Here is an 18,822-nt window from a genome sequence, read left to right as displayed (position 1 = left end):
AGGACTTAGTGGTGAGTACCATGATGAAAACAGCCAAATTCTCGATCGGACAGGTGGTCCGCCACCGGCTGTTTCCGTTCCGCGGCATCATTTTCGATGTCGACCCGCAATTCGCCAACACCGACGAATGGTACGAGGCGATCCCTGCGGATGTGCGGCCGCGCAAGGACCAGCCCTTCTACCACTTGCTCGCCGAGAATTCGGAAACGGAATACATCGCCTATGTGTCTGAGCAGAACCTGCTCGAGGACCGGTCTGGCGAGCCGGTGCGGCATCCGGAGATCGGCGAGATGTTCGACAAGCGACCGGATGGACGCTACGAGCCGAGACACCAGTCAAGACATTGACCTGACGAAATCGCGGGACCTGACGAAAGTTGCGGGGCCCTGACGAAAATCCCGGGCCTGATGGGATCAGGAAATGGCGGCCGCAACAAAAGAAGCGGGGCATGACCCCGCTTTTTTGTTGGAAATTGTCTTGTTTGCCCTCAGGGGAAATCAGTTGGCGGTCTTCGCCTTGTCCTGCTCTTCCTTGAGCTTCTTGGCGAAGTCCTGGTTGTTCTTGGCAACGAAATCCTGAAGCTTCTTCTGCCGATCCTCGATGTCCGACTGCTGCAGCGGCGGCCCGTCGAAGGCGCCGCTGAAGCCAGTCAGAGCGACCTTGATCGGGTTCGGCTGGTTCTGGAAATTGACTGAGGTCAGCGTCAGGTTCGAACCCTTCTTGAAGGAATTGATGAGCTGGTCGGTCAGCGGCACTTCCGCCACGCAGCGGTCGGGGAAGCAGATCACATAGTCGAGCTTCTGCGCCTTCGCGGTGTCGATCTGGAGGCCAATGCCCGGAGGAATCAGGCGACCGCTCGGAACCGTCACCTGGAACACCTTGCGGTTTACCTTGCCCTTCAATTCGATCAGGCTGATGCCGGTGACGAGCTGGCCGTTGCCGGCAGTGGTAATGTTCTGGACATTGCAGATGTCGACGTCTTCCTGCTTGGTGCAGGCTTTGAACCAGCCCTGCGGAATCTGCTGTTGCTGCTGCGCAAGAGCAGCGGGAAGCTGTGCGCCCAAAAAGCCGACCACGCCAGCGGCCATGACCGCCAGGCGGTACGCGTTGCTGTTCAGGCTCGTCATATCGTGCACTTCCTCTCAATGATCCCGGGACCGGCTTCTTCGCGCCGTGTGGTCCAGCTAACTGTTGCCGAAATGAGGCAACAGAATGACTTCGAACGGCGTGTTACACTGCAAGCGGTGCCGAATCCAGCCCGATACAAGCAATTCTTGAGCTCGCGATTAGCCGGGAGGCGGTCGGCTCATGTTAGGGTGCGCTCCGAATCATCAAGCCGACCCGGTAAGGAGACGGTCATGGGCCGCGTTCTTGTTTGGCTGATCGCCGCGATTATCACCCTTTCGCCCCAGCCGGCCTTGTCGGAGCCAAAACACGCGATCGCCATGCAGGGCGAGCCGGCGCTGCCGGCCGACTATGCGCATTTCAACTACGTCAATCCCGATGCGCCGAAGGGCGGCAGCATCACCTATTGCGTCGTTGGCAGCTTCGATAATCTCAACCCTTTCATCCTGAAAAGCCTGCGCACGACGGCACGCGGCATGATCGACAGGATTTTCGGCAATCTCGTCTTCGAGCCGTTGATGCAGCGCAACGACGATGAGGCCTTCAGTCTTTACGGCCTGCTTGCCGACACTGCCGACATGGATCCGGAGCGCAAGAGCATCGAATTCCACCTCGATCCGAGGGCTAAATGGTCTGATGGCCAACCGGTGACCGCGGAAGACGTGCTGTTCACCTACGACGTCTTTACCGAGAAAGGCCGGCCACCCTACAGCGCCCGCATGAGCATGGTCGCCAAACTGGAAAAGACCGGCGACCGCAGCGTGCGCTTTACATTCAACGACAAGGCTAATCGCGAGACTCCGTTGGTTATCGCGATGACGCCGATCGTGCCGAAGCACGCTTTCGACAAGGCGACCTTCGACAGGACCACGCTGAAACCGGTGATCGGCAGCGGCCCCTACACCGTGGCGCACGTGGCGCCTGGCCAGCGTATCGTGTTCAAGCGCAACCCGAATTATTGGGGCAAGGACATCCCCGCCAAGCGCGGTTTCGACAATTACGACCAGATCACCATCGAATATTTTCTCAACGCCAACGCCAAGCTGGAAGCTTTCAAGAAAGGCATCTGCGCTATCGCTGACGACAGCGATCCGGTCAAGCGCGAGCGCGATCTCGACTTCCCGGCCTTCCACAAGGGCGACGTGATCGCCGAAAATTTCGACACCGGCATCCCGCCAGTGGTGACGGGGTTCCTGTTCAACACGCGGCTGCAGAAGTTCTCCAATCCGGTGGTTCGACGCGCACTCGGCATGCTCTACGACTTCGAATGGGCCAACAAGAACTTGTTTGGCGGCAAGTACATGCGCACCATGAGCTATTGGCAGAATTCCGAGCTGTCGGCACTCGGCCATCCGGCCGACGACAGGGAAAAGGCGCTCCTGGCACCCTACCCGGGTCGTGTGCCGGCCGATGTCATGGACGGCACCTGGCGGCCACCTGTCACCGACGGCTCGGGCCAGGACCGCAGGGTGCTGAAAGCTGCCTTCGACATATTCAAGGGCGCGGGCTATGCCTTGCAGGATGGAGTGATGCTCGATCCCGAGGGGAAACCCTTCGGCTTCGAGATCCTGACCGCCTCCCAGAACGAGGAGCGCCTTGCCGCCATCTACCAGCGCACGCTTGCGAAGATCGGCATCGATGTCACCATCCGCAGCCTTGACGGCGACCAGATCCAGTCACGCAAGCAACGTTTCAATTTCGAGGTGCTGATCGGCGCCAGCGGCTTCGAGAACTCGCTGTCGCCGGGCATCGAGCAGTTCGGGCGCTGGGGATCAGCCGCCGCCAATGCCGAAGGGTCGTTCAACCTTGCCGGCGTCGCCGATCCGGCGATAGATGCAGCACTTGAGGCGATGGTCGACGCCCGCAGCCGCGAAGATTATGTTGCCGCCGTCCGGGTCCTCGACAGGTTGTTGATCTCCGGCCACTACATGGTTCCCATGCAGCACAACACGCAGCAATGGCTCGCCTACTGGAGCTATCTGGAACATCCGCGAAAGACCCCCATATCCGGTTATCGACTGCCGACATGGTGGCGCAAGCCGAAGTGACCTCTTTGGAACAGGAGATCAAGATGAGCGACGAGAAGTCGATTACCGTCGATGTGGTCTCCGACATCGTCTGCCCGTGGTGCTTCATCGGCCAGAAGCGGCTCGACAAGGCGATCGCCGCGGCAAACGAGGTCGAGGTGCATATTCGCTGGCGGCCGTTCCAGCTCGACCCAACCATCCCGCCCGAAGGCAAGGATCGCCGCGAATACATGATGGCCAAGTTCGGCAGCGACGAACGTATTCGCGAGATCCACGCCCGCATCGAGCCATTGGGCGAAGCCGAGGGAATCAACTTCGCCTTCGCCGCCATCAAGGTCGCGCCCAACACGCTGGACGCGCACCGCGTCATCCGCTGGGCTGGTGCCGCCGGCGAGGTCATGCAGAACCGGCTGGTGCGACGTCTGTTCCAGTTGAATTTCGAGGAAGGCGCCAATCTCGGCGATCATGTCGTGCTGATCAACGCCGCCCGCGAGGCCGGCATGGATGCGTCCGTCGTCGAGACTCTTTTGCCGACGGACGCCGATGTCGAGGCGGTGCGCACCGAAATCGCCACTGCTTCGCGCATGGGTATCACGGGAGTGCCGTGCTTTCTGCTTGAGGGCAAGTATGCGGTGATGGGCGCGCAAGACGTTGACACGCTCACCGACGCCATTCGCCAGGTTGCGGCGGCGAAGGCGCGGGGCGAGTTGGAGAAAGCGAACTGATGGACGTCCTTCCATAGGCGCCTTTGGCGACATTGCCAAAGCAGCCAACGCCTCCGGGCCAACGCCCCTTCGGTCACTTTCCGGCTGCCGCCAGGTCGATAAGGCAACAAAGATGACGGCGTATCTTTGCGTCGATTCGTCTTCCGCAGCTTAAAAATCGGCCGATCGACCACGCTCTTGCCTCACAAAACTGTGCAAAAGCTTTCCCTTGGGGAAGATGCTGACGCTTGCCTACGTGAACCAGCAACTCATTGAAATTATGTTGATAATTTGAGTCGAGAGCGGCATCGCATGGCGTTGCCGCTGTTGCTTAATGGCAACGGCCAGGGTTCAATCCTCCACAGCCCGAGAAAAGATAATTGAAAATGATCAATTGGTGTTACTGTCTGTAACAAAACTAAATGAGGTTTGGGCGGGATTGTGATTCGGGTCGGTAGACCAGAGCGACATTCAATATCGGAAAAATGGCTCCGCGGCGCCGCAAGGTCGCCGCTCCTGACACCGGTTTCCTCGATGCGCAGCTTCTGGGGACTGATGCGGGCCTACTGGTTCTCGGACCGCTGGGTGGAGGCCTGGACGCTGACGCTGGTCATCGCCCTGTTTACCGCGCTCTCCAGCAAGGCTGGCGTCTGGTTCGCCGAAGCATCCGGGGAACTGGTCAACTCGATCGCCTTTTACCATGATGCCGCGAACACCACGCCGCTCGCATCGCTGCTCACCAACGCCGGCGTGCTCATCCTTCTGGTCGTGCTCAAGGACGCGGGCTTTACCGGCATCCGCACTTTTGTTTCCGCGACGCTGCATCGCAAATGGCGCGCTTGGCTGGACAGCCGTTTCAACGCAGCGCTTCTCGACACCAATCACACGCATTTCCATGCTCAGCACGGTTCCTCCGGCGCTGCTGCCCCCGACAACATCGACCAGCGTGTCCAGGAATCGATCAAGGACATGACCGGCGGAGCCATCGGCCTCGCCATCGGGGTCATGGCTGTCGCCACATCGCTTTATTTCGTCGGCCGGAAACTGCTTGAAACCTCGGCAGAGGTGAAAGGGCTGGAGTTCCTCGGCAGCTATGGCAGCGCGGTCTTGGCTTTCCTGGCGGTCGCCATTTACGTGCCGCTGAACACCTGGATCGCGGTAAAGCTCGGCAAGTTGCTGGAACGGATCAACATCCGGATGCAGCAATCCGAAGGCAGTTATCGCGGCGAGCTGACCACGTTCCTGCGCCGCAGTTTCCACGTCGCCGCCTCCCAGGGCGAGAATGTGCAAAAGACGATGCACGAACGGCTTTATGTCGACATCGACCGCACCTGGGCAAGGCTGAACATCGTCAACACCAGCTATCGTTCTTTCGAACTGGTCTACACTTTCATCGGCGCCCGCATAGTCGCCTATGCGCCGGGCCTGGTGCCCTATATCCACAATCGTTTCGACCTCAAGGGCTACATAACCGGCTCCGAGATGGTCAACTCGCTCATCAATCAATGTTCGTGGTTCATCCATGTCATGCCTTCCATTGCGGCGCTGCGCGCCAACAGCCAACGTGTGACCGAACTCGCCAACGCGATCGAAAACGTCCAACACCCGCAGGAATTCTACAGTCTCACCGGCTGTTCCGATTTCCGCTACGACCGTCAGAACCCGGTTTTCGGCTTGACCATCCAGAAACTCGAGCTGACCCATCAGGGCGAGGACGCCACGCCCTTCCTGAGTGCTGCGAATTTGCGCTTCCGGCGTGGCGAGTGGACGTTCCTGAAGGGCGAATCAGGCTGCGGCAAGACATCGCTGATCAAGGCGATCAACGGTCTGTGGCCCTATGGCCGCGGCTCCATCGTCTTCCCCGAAGGGGTCGAGAGTTTCTATGCCGCCCAGGAGGTCAAGCTGCAGCAGGTCTCGCTGAAGCAACTGGTCTGCCTGCCCGGTTCAGAGCGCGATCACACCGACGCCCAGGTTGCATCGGCCCTGCACAAAGCCGGCCTTGGCGATTTCATCGAACACATGGCCGATGAAAGCCGTGACGGAATGAGCTGGGACCAGGTGCTTTCGGGCGGCCAGAAACAGAAGCTGGTTGTCGCGCGCATCGTGCTGCAGCAGCCGGGGCTGCTGTTCCTCGACGAAGCGACCGGGGCGCTCGATCCGGAAGGGAAGATCGCTTTCCATCAAGCGATCAAGGACAATTGCCCAGATGTCACGGTGATCTCGATCATGCACGAGGCGGTGCCGCCAAGGTCGCTTTCAGGCGCCGAATTCTACCACAGCATCGTTGCCATCGCGGACGGTGTCGCGACCAAAAAGCCGCTGGCGCCGAGCCTGCCGGTCGAGCTCACCACCATCCTCGCGCACCCCAGGCCAGTCGAGGAAACAAGGCCGGTCGAGGAAAGATGGCTGCGCTTCCCTCGCCGCATCAGGCAGAAATAATCGATAGTGTCCGCAACAGGGTTTGAGGACACTCACCTCGCTCGGATCGCTGCACCATTGCCTTCGTGCATAGATGCACCATTGGTGACGATACGGGCAAAACGTCAGGCGCGCTCGCCGTCCCTCACCCGGTAGGTCGGCTTGTACATGGTGACGAGTTCTTCCGCCGCGGTCGGGTGCACGGCCATCGTGCGATTGAAGTCATCCTTGGTCAGCCCGGCCTTCAGCGGAATGCCGAGAAGCTGCGCCATCTCGCCGGCATCAGGCCCGAGGATATGGGCGCCGAGCACCTTTTTCGAGGCGCCGTCGACCACCAGCTTCATCAGCATCTTTTCGTCGCGGCCCGACAGCGTGTTGCGCATCGGCCGGAAGGTGGCGCGGTAGATCTCAACGTCGGAAAAACGCTTTATGGCCTCGTCTTCCGACAGGCCGACCGTGCCGATCTCGGGCTGCGAGAACACCGCGGTGGCGATCGTTTCATGGTCGGGCGCGGTCGGGTTGCCCTTGAAGGCGGTCTCGACGAAACACATCGCCTCATGGATCGCCACCGGCGTCAGTTGCACGCGGTTGGTGACGTCGCCGATCGCCCAGATGTTGTCGATGCTGGTGCGCGAATATTGGTCCACATGGATAGCGCCGGTCCTGGTCATCTCGATGCCGACGCCCTCAAGCCCCATGTTTTCGGTATTGGGCAGACGGCCGATGGCAAGCATGACCTGATCGACCGTCAGCACCTTGCCACCGGTGACGACAGCGTCGAGGCGCCCGTCGGGACGCTTCCTGACCCATTCGGAGACGGCATGGCAGAGGATTTTTATCCCCTTCTTTTCCATCGTCTCGTGCAGCATGCGCCTGAGATCCATGTCGAAGCGGGAGAGGATCTCCTTGCCGCGATAGACCAGCGTTGTGTCGACGCCGAGGCCGTGAAAGATGTTGGCGAACTCGACGGCAATATAGCCGCCGCCCTCGATCATGATCGCGTCAGGCAATTCCTTGAGATCGAAGGCCTCGTTGGAAAAGATACAATGCTCATGGCCGGGCAGAGCCGGGTGCGGTGCCGGGCGGCCGCCGGTGGCGATGAGAATCTGGTCGGCGGTGACGGTGCGGTCCTCGCCGAGAAGATGCACCGCATGCGGATCGACCAGCATGGCGCGTGACTGAAACGTCTCGCCGCCGGCGCCTTGGACATTTTTCCTGTAGATGGCTTCCAGCCGGCTGATCTCGCGATCCTTGTTGGCAACCAGTGTCTGCCAGTCGAAGCTCGCCTGCGGCACGGTCCAGCCGTAACCGGCGGCGTCGGCAAAGTGCTCGGGAAATTGCGAGGCATAGACATAGAGCTTTTTCGGCACGCAGCCGCGGATGACGCAGGTGCCGCCATAGCGGTATTCCTCGGCAATGCCGACGCGCTTGCCGAGTGCCGCCGCCACGCGCGCCGCCCTCACCCCGCCGGAGCCGCCGCCGATGACGAAAAGATCGTAGTCAAAGACGGCCATGGCGCAGCTCCTTGCCCTTCAAAAATGTCCGAGACAGGTAGGCTGCAAACCACCAAAAGGAAAGCCCGGACGCAGCGCATCCTGTCGGACGCGCAACGGAGGCGGGCTTTCCGGTCCAGCAGCGATGACGCCGCCGGAAAATATGCTCAGTTCTTCGGTGCTTCGGGCTGCGTGCCATCAGCCGGAGCCGCGGCATTTGCCGGTGCTGTGGCCTTTGCTGCCGCGGCCAGCGTTTCGCCGACCTGCTGGGCGAGATCGCGAGCGACGCCGTTCTGCCAGATGTCGGCGGCCTTGAGCAGGTCGCGTGTCACCGCCGGGCCGCTGTCGAGCAGCTTCTTGCCGGAATCGGAATTGTAGAAAGCGGCGATTTCGGTAAGCTCTTTTTCGGAAAATACCTTGGCATAGGCCAGGGCCGCTTCGTTCTCGAGATCGGCGCGGCGCGAGGCCAGCGCCAGAGCCTTTTCGCTAATCGTTCTGCCGATCAGCTCCTGCATGTCCGGGTTCTTTTGGATGAGCTGCTGCTGAAGCGCGCCGGCGGCCTGCGGCAGGATGCTGTCGAACGGATCCGTCGCGTGGATCGCCGCGACTGCGGCGCGGGCCGCCTTCAGATGCCCTTCGCTGACGTCCTGCGAGAACGCCGGCGATGAAAACGCAAAGACGGCTGAAGCTGCCAGAATTGCAGAAAAACGGCGAACCCGGTTATGCAACATCATGATCGGTAGAACTCCCTGGTTTTCGGGCGGCATGGACGGTTTGGACGCCGTCGCCGGCTATGATGGCCGCTGATGCCAGCCCGATGAAAAGACCATGCTCGACCACGCCCGGAATGGCATGGAGAGCATTCGAAAGCGCTCTTGTATCCGGAATGCGGCCAAAAGATGCATCGAGGATAAAATGGCCGCCGTCTGTAACAAAAGGCTGGCTTCCCGTCATCCTCAATGTGACGGGGCCGGAAAGGCCGAACCTTCCGGCTGCCGCGGCGACCGCGATTTCCGTGGCACGCAGGCCGAACGGGTTGACCTCGATCGGCAGTGGAAAACGGCCGAGCGTCTCGACCATCTTCGAACGGTCGGCGATGACGATCATGCGGGCGGAAGCCGCCGCCACAATCTTTTCGCGAAGCAGCGCACCGCCGCCGCCTTTGATCAATGTCAGCTCCGGATCGATCTCGTCGGCGCCGTCGATGGTAAGGTCGAGCTCGGGCGTTTCTTCCAGCGTCGACAGCGGCACGCCAAGCTCACCGCAGAGGATAGCGGTGCGCTCCGAGGTCGGCACGCCGATAATGGTAAGGCCGGTGGCGACCTTTTCGGCGAGCAGCCGCACGAACTCGTCGGCCGTCGAGCCGGTGCCGATGCCAAGCCGCATGCCATCGCTGACATGGGCAAGTGCCGCCCGTGCGGCCTCGACCTTCAGTTGCCTCGCATCCATGCTTGCCCCGGATTTCGCTTGTTTCGGCGCTCCTAGCATCTTTGCCCGTCCGGTCAAAGACTTTGCCCTGTGGATTGACCAGGCATGGCTTGCCTGGATGGGCTGCAGCGGCTATCGCCTGCCGGCAGCGCAATCGTCACAGGACAGGCCATGACCCGACCGATCATCGTGTTCGACCTCGACGGGACGCTGGTCGACACAGCGCCGGACCTGCTCGACAGCCTCAACCACAGCCTTGCCGCCAGCGAACTCGCTGCCGTCGATGAGGCCGGCTTCAAGCGCTTCGTTGGCCATGGCGGCCGGGTTATGATCGAGCGCGCGCACGCCGCGCAGCAGAGATCGCTGGTGGTGGAGGAACACGACCGATTGCTAAAACTGTTCCTCGATCACTACACCGACAACATCCCGGGCAAATCGCGCCCCTACCCCGGCGTCGTCGAGGCGATGGCGCGATTCGAGGCAGCCGGCTATCTCCTGGCCGTCTGCACGAACAAATACGAAGCCAACTCGCTGGCGCTGATCGAGGCGCTCGGCCTGGCGAAGCATTTCGCGGCGATTTGCGGTCAGGACACGTTTGCGTTCCGCAAGCCCGACCCGCGCCATCTGACCGAAACCATCGTGCTCGCCGGCGGCGATCCGCACCGCGCGCTGATGGTCGGTGATTCGCAGACCGACATCGATACGGCGAAGGCGGCCGGAATTCCCGTGGTGGCGGTGGATTTCGGCTACACCGACCGCCATGTGCGCGAATTCGAACCGTCGGCAGTGATCTCGCATTTCGATGCGCTGACGCTTGGTCTGGCCGAACGTCTGATTGCCGCTGCCGGGCACTGAGCGCGACGGCGACCCGGGCCGCTCCCGGCGGAGTTGCATTCGGTCTTCGTCGGAACGCCAGCACATCGCCTTGACTTCCCCGGCCGGCCTCCCTTATATCGCGGCGCGCTTGGCCTCCGGGCAACGAGCGGGCGATTAGCTCAGCGGGAGAGCACACCCTTCACACGGGTGGGGTCGCAGGTTCAATCCCTGCATCGCCCACCAATACCCGCTTCCCGTACAAAGTTACCATCCGCTTCGGAGCCGCCTACGCTTCGAACTTCCGCCTCATCGCAAGGTTTGCCATGACCCGGTTCATGCGATTCGCCAGGCAGCCGGGGACACATCACAAGGCGCTCGTTACCCTTCAAATCGCTCAAGCTGCACATTGAACGCGGCCGGGAGAAAGTTGACGCAGGATAAAATCGTCCTAGGTGAACTGCTATCTCAGTGGCCCGCGAACTGACGAGGGGAAATCGCCGTCGACCTCCTGCTCCGATTGGTAAAACTGCGCAATTGCAAATGCGTCCGGCTTCCGCGAACATTGCTGGACCCCATCAAGCGCCCGTAGCGGCCGACCCGAAACTGAGCGCTGGCTTCCCGGCCCCGCTGTCCTGGCGGCCTCGACCTTGGATCCAGCAGCGTCCTTAAGTCAAAAGGGAGGAATATCAGATGAAACTGACAAAACACCTCACCGGTGTGGTGATCGCGTCGACCTGTCTGTGTGCGCCCGCTCTGGCGCAGACCAGGTTAACGATGTGGTATCACGGCGCCGGCAATGAGGTGGAGTCGCGAATCCTCAACCAGATCATCTCCGACTTCAACACCAGCCAGTCCGACTGGACGGTGACCATCGAGAGCTTCCCCGAGAAGAGCTACAACGATTCCGTCGCGGCGGCGGCCCTGGCGGGCAACCTGCCCGACATCCTGGATGTGGACGGGCCTGTCATGCCCAATTGGGCCTGGGCCGGCTATCTGCAGCCGCTGCCGATCGACGAGAGCGAGTTCGCCGACTTCCTGCCCGGCACCAAGGGCGTGTGGGATGGCAAGCTCTATTCGGTCGGTCTGTGGGACGCGGCAGTCGCGCTTTTCGCACGCCAATCGACGCTGGACGAGTTGGGCTTGCGCACCCCGACCCTCGACAAGCCCTGGTCGCGCGAGGAATTCATGGCCGCGCTCGATGCCGCCAAGGCCTCCGGCAAGTATGAATTCGCCCTTGATCTCGGCATGAACGACCAGGCCGAGTGGTACTCCTACGCCTTCTCGCCGTTCCTGCAGAGCTTCGGCGGCGACATCGTCGACCGTTCGACCTACAAGACGGCGGAAGGCGCGCTGAACGGCGAGGCTGCGCAAGCGTTTGGCAAGTGGTGGCAAGCGCTGTTTACCGGAGGCTATGCGCCTGGCACCAGCGAGGACCCGGCCGATCAGCAGACCGGTTTCATCGGCGGCAAGTTCGCCTTCCAGTGGAACGGCAACTGGCGCGCGGTGGCAACGATGGAAGCCGTGGATGACGTTGTCTTCCTTCCAGCCCCCGATTTCGGCGCCGGCAACAAGATCGGCGCGGGATCCTGGCAATTCGGCGTCTCGGCCAAGTCAAAACATCCGGAAGGCGCTGCCGAGTTCATCAAATTCGCCGCGCAGGACAAGTACCTGGCCGCCTTCTCCGACGGCATCGGCCTGATCCCGCCGACGCCCTCGGCGGCGCAGATGACGAAGAACTACAAGGATGGCGGCGCGCTCGCGGTGTTCTTCGACCTCTCCAAGGCACAAGCCCTGGTGCGCCCGGTCACCCCGGGCTACGTGGTCCAGGCCAAGGTCCTCACCAAGGCACTGGCCGATATCGCCAACGGCGCCGACGTGGCCGACACGCTTGACGCGGCGGTCGACGAGATCGACGCCGACATCGAAAGCAACGGTGGCTACGGTCACCGCTAGTTCTGTCGCGCCGGGGTCCTCGCCAGCCGCGGACTCCACCCTCTCTGGCTTGCTGGGCGGATACCGCAAATGGCGTCGAAACTAACCCTGTCGAACCGGGCGGGCTGGACATTCGCCCTGCCGGGCTTCGCACTCATCTTTGCATTCATCGTGCTGCCGTTTTTCTTCGCAATCGGTCTGTCATTGACAAATCAGCGGCTGCTTTCACCGAACCCCACCCAGTTCGTCGGGTTGGAAAACTATCGGCAGCTCCTGGGCCTTGCGGTGGTGACCCTGAAGCCAGAGCGCGACGATGCTGGCAAAGTGGCCCGAAACGAGGCCGGCGAAATCCAGTATCCCCGCCTGCGCGAGATCACCCGTAGCGACGACTATCCTCAGTATCGCGGCATGCGCGAGTGGTTTCGCTGGCAGTCCGGCGAGAACGTCATGATCGTCATCGCCAACGACGTTGTGTTCATGAAGGCCCTGGTAAACACCTTCCTGTTCGTTTTAGTCGTGGCGCCGGTACAGGGCAGCCTCGCGTTGATGCTTGCTTTGCTGATCAACCACAAGGTCAGGGGCATCAATCTGTTCCGGACCATCTACTTCATGCCGGTGGTGGTCTCCATCGTCGTGGTCTCGCTGCTCTGGCGGTTCATCTATGACGGCCAGAACGGGCTGTTGAACAGCATCCTCCAGGCCCTCACCTTCGGCGTCTTCCAGCCCGTCGACTGGCTGGGCAATCCCTCGACGGCGCTGCCCGCAGTCATGGCCTTGTCGATCTGGCAGGCCGTCGGCTTCCACATGGTCATCTGGCTGGCGGGGTTGCAGACGATCAGCCCCACGCTCTACGAGGCCGCCGCCATCGAGGGGGCTTCGAGATGGCAGACCTTCCGCTATGTCACCTGGCCGGGCCTGCGCAACACCGCCGTGCTTGTCCTTGTCGTGATCACCATGCAGGGCTTCGCGCTTTTCGCCCAGATCGACGTGATGACCAATGGCGGTCCGCTCGACAGCACCCAGACCCTCGTCTTCCAGGCGGTCGAGCGCGGCTACGGCAAGCAGGACATCTCCGGCGGCTCGACCATCTCGGTCATCCTGTTTGCGATCGTGCTGGCGATCTCACTCATCCAGCGCTGGCTGACACGGGAGCGTTAGGATGGCCTTCGATCCCGACAATTACGGCCTCAGGCTGTTCGTCCGCTATCTGGTGCTGTGCCTGATCGCGCTGATCTTCGTCTTTCCGCTCGTGTTCATGACCAACTCGAGCTTCAAGCCGGACAGTCAGCTTCTCGCGGACACTTCCAGCCTGCGTGCATTCCTGCCCGTCGGGGACATCAGCCTCAACAACTATTTCGGTGCGTTCCGGCGGGCGCCTGTCGGCCTGTTCGTCCTAAACTCGGTTCTGGTCACCGGGGTGACCGTCCTTCTCTCGCTGCTGATCTGTTCGCTGGCCGCGTTCTCCTTTGCTTTCCTGCGATGGAAGGGGCGCGATGTCCTGCTCTCGATCGTCATCGCGACGCTGATCATCCCTTTCGAGACCATCGCTATCCCGCTCCTGCTCCTGGTCTCGAAACTGCCCTGGATCGGGCTTGATGGGCTGCATTGGGGCTGGCTCAATACCTACCGGGTGCAGATCATTCCGTGGATCGCCGACGGGCTGACGATCTTCCTGTTCGTGCAGTATTTCAAAGGGCTGCCGGGCGAACTGATCGAGGCAAGCCGGGTGGAGGGCGCGAATTGGTGGCAGGTCTACTATCGCGTCGTCATGCCGCTTTCAGGGCCGGTACTGGCGACTGCCGCCATCCTGAAATTCCTCGTCATGTACAACCAATATCTCTGGCCGCTCATCGTGGTGCAGCAGGAAGGCTATCGCCCGGTCATGGTCGGCCTCGGCTACTTCTTTCAACTCAACGTCGCCTGGGGCGAAGTCATGGCTTATCTCACCCTTATCACCGTCCCGGTGCTGGTCTTCTACCTCTTGCTGCAGCGCGCCTTCATCGCGTCGATCGCCTCGACCGGCGTGAAGGGCTGACTACATGGCTCTCGCGCTCAAACGCCAGTGGATCTGGGACGGCCGGTCAGCCCCATTCCTCAAGGCCGACCAATCGATCGGAGACCCCGAACTGCCGCACATGAATCAGGAAACGGGAGCCATCGCTCATGGCTGAGGTCTCGCTCAAGGGCGTCAAGAAATCCTTCGGTCGCGTCGAAATCATCAAAGGCGTCGATATCCACATCAACGACGGCGAGTTCGTCGTCTTTGTTGGACCGTCGGGCTGCGGGAAGTCCACGTTGCTGCGCATGATCGCCGGACTCGAGGACATAACCGAAGGCACCCTCGAGATCGGAGGCCGGGTGGTCAACCAGCTGCAGCCCAAGCAACGCGGTGTTGCGATGGTGTTCCAGAGCTATGCCATCTTTCCGCACATGACCGTGCGCGAGAATATCGCGTTCGGCCTTACGATCGCGGGCGCTTCCAGGCAGGAAAAGCAGCAGAAGGTGGCCGAGGCCGCACGCATCCTGCAAATGGAACATTTGCTCGACCGCCGGCCAAGTCAGCTTTCGGGCGGCCAGCGCCAGCGCGTCGCCATCGGGCGCGCAATCACCCGGAAACCGGCCGTATTCCTGTTTGACGAGCCGCTCTCCAACCTCGACGCCGCACTGCGCATGGACATGCGCATGGAAATCGGCCGGCTGCGCAGGCAACTGGGCACAACGATGATCTATGTAACCCATGATCAGGTCGAGGCGATGACGCTGGCTGACAGGATCGTCGTCCTCAAGGACGGTCAAGTCATGCAGATCGGAGCGCCGATGGAGCTCTATCACGAGCCGGCCAACCGGTTCGTAGCCGGCTTTCTGGGAGCCCCGTCGATGAATTTCCTGAACGTCGACGTCCTCGCCCTCGATGGCGAAGCGGCAATGGTCGGCAACCAATCCCTGGAGCCGATCAGGGTAGCGACCAGAAGGCGCGCCTTCCGGAAAGACGGCAAGGCCATCCTCGGTGTCCGTCCGCAGTACCTGCGGCCGGTGCAATCTGGAAAAGGCTTGCTGCATGGCATCGTGGCACATGCCGAGCGATTGGGCAGCGAGACGGTCGTCGACCTGACCCTTCGCGATAACAGCGAACTCATTGCGGCCTTCAATGAAGACAAGGTCTTTGAACCCGGTGACGCCCTGGAGCTCACGTTCGACACGGCCTTGGCCCACCTCTTCCCCGACGAAGGTGAGTTGCAGACGCATTAGCATGAGCAACGACAACAAGATGCGTCTGCCAATTTCGCGGGTGTCCATTCCGGAACCCGAAACAAACCTGCCCGGAACAAACCTGCATGGCCGCGAGTTTCTACTTTTGCGAGAAGTGAGGGAAAGCCATGTTCAGACTTGTTTTGGCGACAGGCGTCGTCGTTCTCTTTTTCGGTGAACCGGCCCTTGCCGCAGACGGAAGTCCGTTGCCGCCGCAGAATGCCAGGAAACTTTCGGAAATAATCGCCAAGGTCGAGCAGCGCGACGACTTTCGCTACGTCGACGAGGTCGCCTGGGACAGCGGCGCCTACACCGTTACGTATTACACGACCGACAAGGCGAAGGTCGAAATCACCTACGATCCGGTGACAGCCGAGCCCAAATAGATCGCCGCATCCCCTGCGGCGCGGCCGGGTTCCGGCGCCCGCTCTCCCTACGTTAGCGTCCTCAGATCGCCGGCGAGCGCACTGCTTCCGTGCTGTCGAGTGCCTGCTGCAGCCGCGTGTCGCGGTCGTAGACGTCGCTGAAATATTCGACTTTGCCGGACATATCAGGCCAGGCGGTGAAATAGGCGACATAGACCGGGATCCTGCGCGCTACCTTCTCCGTCGCATGTCCGTGCTTCAGCTTCTCCGCGATGTCATCGACCGAGGTGCCGAGCACGGCCGCCGCCATGCCGCGCGGATCCTGCAGGCGAACGCAGCCATGGCTGAGCGCGCGCATGTCACGCTGGAAAAACGTCTTTTGCGGCGTGTCGTGCATGTAGATGGCGTGCTTGTTGGGGAACAGGATCTTCAGTTCGCCCAGCGCATTGGCCTCGCTAGGCAGCTGGCGCACGCCATAAGGTATCTTCGCGCCATAGGCGCCCCAATTGACCGAGGAGGAGGGAATGCGTTTGCCGCGCGCATTGACCACTTCGTAGCCGGCGCGGTCGAGATAGCCGGGATCCCTGCGCAGCCGGGGCAGCATCTCGTTGACGAGGATCGACTGCGGCACGCCCCAATAGGGGTGGAAGTCGACCTGCTCGAGCTGGTCGTAGAAGAAGGAAGTCTGGTTGGTGGTCTTGCCGATGACGACGCGGGTCTTCAGCTTCTCCTCGCCATTCTCGATGTAGCTCGCCGTAAATGCCGGCTGGTTGATGAAGACACGCGGGCTGCCGAGATCGGATGGCAGCCAGCGCAACTCTTCCAGCGCGACATGCACCTTTTGAATCTTGTCGGCCGTGGACGTCCCGACCAGCGCCGCGACGGTGCGCGGACCGATGACGCCGTCGCCCTTCATGCCAGCCTTTTTCTGCACCGCCTTGATGACCGGCACCAGTTCCGGGGCATAGACCTCGCTGGTGGCGAGCTGGGCCAATATCTCGCCATAGGCGCCGCCCATCTCGTCGTCGAGATTGCGCGCTATCTTCGTCAGAAGCTTCGGCAGTTCGGGGCTGGTCTCCCCCGGCTTCAGCAACAGCTTGGGATCGACGACGATCTCGTCGTCGATGCTGGCCTGAAGTGATTCCAGTTCGACGCGCAGCGCCTGATATTCGGCGTTCTGCGGATGCCGCGATTCGAGATAGGTGCGCACTTGCTGGGTGCGTGTCAGCGTTTTCAGCACGCCTTCCATGTCGAGCGGCTTGACCGGGAAATCATAGTAGCCGGTGATGCGATTGGGATCGACGCGGCCGCTTTGCGCGTCGTGGACATAGCGCAAGACGCGCGCTGACAGCGCCATCTCGAAGCGGACGAGTTCCTTCAGCCGCGCATCGGCGCTGCCGGTCGATGCGCCGGCGGCAGGCACTTCAACCGTATAGTCGGCCGGCGTGAGGCCATAGCTCGTCGCCTCGCCAAGCACCCTGACCGCATCTTGCGCGCGGCTGTTGGCACTGGCTCCCGTCACCCAGATGAAATCCGGATTGGCCGCGTAATATGCGACGAGCGCCTTGGCGATGTCTTTCTCGGCGTAGAGCTCGTAGTCGTCCAGTCCGGCAATCGCTTCGCGGAAGGCCGCGCCGGTGGCGGAAGATGGCTGGAATGCGGCGTCCTGTGGCATTGCCGGCTCCGGCGCTGCCGTCAGCGTCGAGAAGTCGACGCGCACAAGCGGATCGCTCTTGTAGGTGTAATAGGACGGGCTGCGGATCCGAGAGGCAGCGGGCGCTGCTGCATATGGTTTGTATTTCGGCTTCTGCCTTGATGGCGGCAGGGGGAAATCAGCTCGCGGCGAATGCCTGACACCACCGCCGAAGAGCCTCTCGAAAAACCCTTGCGCGTCTGCCTGCGGCACGCCGAAGGCCAGCATTGCCGCGACCGCCGCAAGCGGCATCACGGTTGCTTTGTTTCCGAGGAATTTCATGGGATCACCCGCTCCGGCTGCAACCGGCTCCGTTCCGCATCGCTTGACGGTCTCGCCCACCGCATCATGGATGTAGGGCGCGACTACACCGATTCATACTGATTTCGTTAAGCTTTCATAAATTTCAGGAGGTCTGTTGCAGAACAGTTTCACAACGGTGGCAACCGAAGCGAATTGGGCCCGCTCCGGTTCCAGCAAATAGCGCTCAGGTTCGGGCGATGGCGCCGCGGCGATGGGAGCCAGCTCAACCAGCCTCTAAGCAGCATTCGGCTGCAAGGAAGCGCTCTTCCTCGAAGCGGTCGATCTCTACACGCAGGTCGAAGCCGTCGCTGTTTAATGCAGCGATACCGGCTCCCGGTGTTCGGCAACGAAGTCGACCGCACGCTCGACCACGCCCCTGTCGGCGAGGATGCGGCGGTGGCCGAGCCCGTCGGCCCAGTACAGCCGCACATGGTCGCCGGCGCCGGCATAGAGCCTGGCATGGTCGGCAGACACTTCGCGGTCGTCCGGCGCATGGATGACCAGCGTTGGCACCGGCGTGCCGGCAAGCTGCCGGTCGCCGGTGAATTCGTGCAGCGGCCGGCCGGCGATGCGTTCGACCCGGTCGGCCATGGCGGCCTGTGAGCGTGGGCCGACGCTGAGCATGCGGCTGAAATCGTTGAAGATCTCCGGCAGCGAACTCGGTGCCGCGATCAGCACCAGCCGCTCGGCCGCCAGCGGCGGAACGTCCTTGACCGAACCGACGACGGCATTGGCGGCGACGGCACCGCCGAAGGAATGGCCGACCACCGCCACGAACGGGCCGAACCATTCGCCGGTCAGCCGTGCGGCTTCGACAGCGCTGACCAATGTGAGCCGGCGGCCCTGCGATTGGCCGTGGCCCGGCAGGTCGAGCGAGACAACTTTGTAACCGGCGTCACGATAGGCTTCGATCAGCGTGCGCATGTATTCGGTGCGCGAACGCCAGCCATGGATGACGAGCACGGTGCCGGCGGCCCGCCTGCCCGGCTCTGGCCTGAATTCATGCACCATGACGCAGCCGTTCTTGGTCTTCAGCCGATGATGGCGCGCCTCGGCCATGAAGCCGGCGGCGCGGTCGACGGCGCGTCGCTCGCCGTCGCTGAGGATTTTGGCGTTCGGCGTGCGGCAGAACAATTCGAATGCCGCGCGCCCGGTCAGGCGGGGAGCCACATGTTCGGCGGCGGCAAACACGCCCCGGATGACCTTCAATCCAAATGATGCCATAGTGGCGGTCCATCCATTCGTTCAAGCATGAACATAATAGTTCAA

The 18,822-nt window shown here is 61.6% G+C and carries 16 protein-coding genes and 1 tRNA gene; 11 read left to right on the top strand and 6 right to left on the bottom strand.

Annotated elements, in window-relative coordinates; translation table 11 throughout:
* Window positions 1–23: 23 nt before the first annotated feature.
* Window positions 24–347 (top strand): heat shock protein HspQ, encoded by a 324-nt coding sequence (hspQ, locus tag AC0L15_RS16300; RefSeq protein WP_287067788.1) that lies wholly within the window; start codon window positions 24–26, stop codon window positions 345–347.
* A gap of 150 nt (window positions 348–497) precedes the next feature.
* On the opposite strand, the gene AC0L15_RS16295 is transcribed toward hspQ, so the two are convergent.
* Complete coding sequence (locus tag AC0L15_RS16295) at window positions 498–1,127, bottom strand: invasion associated locus B family protein (protein ID WP_287248771.1); 630 nt, start codon at window positions 1,125–1,127, stop codon at window positions 498–500.
* A gap of 231 nt (window positions 1,128–1,358) precedes the next feature.
* Between AC0L15_RS16295 and AC0L15_RS16290 the strand changes: the two genes are divergently transcribed.
* The 3 genes from AC0L15_RS16290 (at window position 1,359) to AC0L15_RS16280 (ending at window position 6,295) form a co-directional block, all read left to right on the top strand.
* A complete protein-coding gene (locus tag AC0L15_RS16290) occupies window positions 1,359–3,173 on the top strand; it encodes an extracellular solute-binding protein (RefSeq protein WP_287220780.1) in 1,815 nt (604 codons plus the stop codon).
* A 23-nt stretch (window positions 3,174–3,196) separates the two neighbouring features.
* Window positions 3,197–3,877 carry a DsbA family oxidoreductase gene (locus AC0L15_RS16285; protein ID WP_287248770.1) on the top strand — a complete coding sequence of 227 codons (681 nt, stop codon included), beginning with the start codon at window positions 3,197–3,199 and terminating at the stop codon, window positions 3,875–3,877.
* Between the two features lie 513 nt (window positions 3,878–4,390).
* A complete protein-coding gene (locus AC0L15_RS16280; protein WP_287248769.1) occupies window positions 4,391–6,295 on the top strand; it encodes an ABC transporter ATP-binding protein/permease in 1,905 nt (634 codons plus the stop codon).
* Window positions 6,296–6,399: 104 nt separating this feature from the next.
* On the opposite strand, the gene gor is transcribed toward AC0L15_RS16280, so the two are convergent.
* From gor to rpiA, 3 genes are all read right to left on the bottom strand, one after another.
* On the bottom strand, window positions 6,400–7,788 hold the full coding sequence (gor, locus tag AC0L15_RS16275) for a glutathione-disulfide reductase (protein WP_287248768.1): 1,389 nt from the start codon (window positions 7,786–7,788) through the stop codon (window positions 6,400–6,402).
* A 146-nt stretch (window positions 7,789–7,934) separates the two neighbouring features.
* Window positions 7,935–8,501, bottom strand: a complete 567-nt coding sequence (locus tag AC0L15_RS16270) for a DUF2059 domain-containing protein (protein WP_287248767.1) — start codon at window positions 8,499–8,501, stop codon at window positions 7,935–7,937.
* Window positions 8,488–9,216 (bottom strand): ribose-5-phosphate isomerase RpiA, encoded by a 729-nt coding sequence (rpiA, locus tag AC0L15_RS16265; protein ID WP_287248765.1) that lies wholly within the window; start codon window positions 9,214–9,216, stop codon window positions 8,488–8,490. The genes AC0L15_RS16270 and rpiA overlap by 14 nt, the downstream gene beginning before the upstream one ends.
* Before the next feature lie 150 nt (window positions 9,217–9,366).
* On the opposite strand from rpiA, the gene AC0L15_RS16260 reads away from it, so the two are divergent.
* The 7 genes from AC0L15_RS16260 (at window position 9,367) to AC0L15_RS16230 (ending at window position 15,578) form a co-directional block, all read left to right on the top strand.
* Complete coding sequence (locus AC0L15_RS16260) at window positions 9,367–10,050, top strand: phosphoglycolate phosphatase (protein WP_287248764.1); 684 nt, start codon at window positions 9,367–9,369, stop codon at window positions 10,048–10,050.
* Window positions 10,051–10,179: 129 nt separating this feature from the next.
* A tRNA-Val gene (locus tag AC0L15_RS16255) sits at window positions 10,180–10,254 on the top strand.
* Between the two features lie 447 nt (window positions 10,255–10,701).
* Complete coding sequence (locus tag AC0L15_RS16250) at window positions 10,702–11,964, top strand: ABC transporter substrate-binding protein (RefSeq protein ID WP_287248644.1); 1,263 nt, start codon at window positions 10,702–10,704, stop codon at window positions 11,962–11,964.
* A gap of 69 nt (window positions 11,965–12,033) precedes the next feature.
* Window positions 12,034–13,101, top strand: a complete 1,068-nt coding sequence (locus AC0L15_RS16245; protein WP_287248643.1) for a carbohydrate ABC transporter permease — start codon at window positions 12,034–12,036, stop codon at window positions 13,099–13,101.
* 1 nt (window position 13,102) lies between these two features.
* The gene (locus tag AC0L15_RS16240) at window positions 13,103–13,978 is read left to right on the top strand and encodes a carbohydrate ABC transporter permease (protein ID WP_287248642.1); all 876 of its coding nucleotides are present in this window, start codon (window positions 13,103–13,105) and stop codon (window positions 13,976–13,978) included.
* A gap of 128 nt (window positions 13,979–14,106) precedes the next feature.
* Window positions 14,107–15,192 carry an ABC transporter ATP-binding protein gene (locus AC0L15_RS16235; RefSeq protein ID WP_023801855.1) on the top strand — a complete coding sequence of 362 codons (1,086 nt, stop codon included), beginning with the start codon at window positions 14,107–14,109 and terminating at the stop codon, window positions 15,190–15,192.
* A gap of 128 nt (window positions 15,193–15,320) precedes the next feature.
* Window positions 15,321–15,578 (top strand): PepSY domain-containing protein, encoded by a 258-nt coding sequence (locus AC0L15_RS16230; protein ID WP_027151749.1) that lies wholly within the window; start codon window positions 15,321–15,323, stop codon window positions 15,576–15,578.
* Between the two features lie 61 nt (window positions 15,579–15,639).
* Here AC0L15_RS16230 and AC0L15_RS16225 read toward each other — a convergent pair whose 3' ends face one another.
* Together AC0L15_RS16225 and AC0L15_RS16220 are read right to left on the bottom strand one after the other, a co-directional pair.
* Window positions 15,640–17,532 (bottom strand): L,D-transpeptidase family protein, encoded by a 1,893-nt coding sequence (locus tag AC0L15_RS16225; RefSeq protein WP_287248641.1) that lies wholly within the window; start codon window positions 17,530–17,532, stop codon window positions 15,640–15,642.
* A 333-nt stretch (window positions 17,533–17,865) separates the two neighbouring features.
* The gene (locus AC0L15_RS16220; protein WP_287248640.1) at window positions 17,866–18,777 is read right to left on the bottom strand and encodes an alpha/beta hydrolase; all 912 of its coding nucleotides are present in this window, start codon (window positions 18,775–18,777) and stop codon (window positions 17,866–17,868) included.
* Between the last annotated feature and the right edge of the window lie 45 nt (window positions 18,778–18,822).

Source organism: Mesorhizobium sp. WSM4846, from assembly GCF_055811415.1.
Note: the sequence above shows the minus strand (reverse complement) of the source record. Positions and strands in the feature narration are given on the sequence as shown.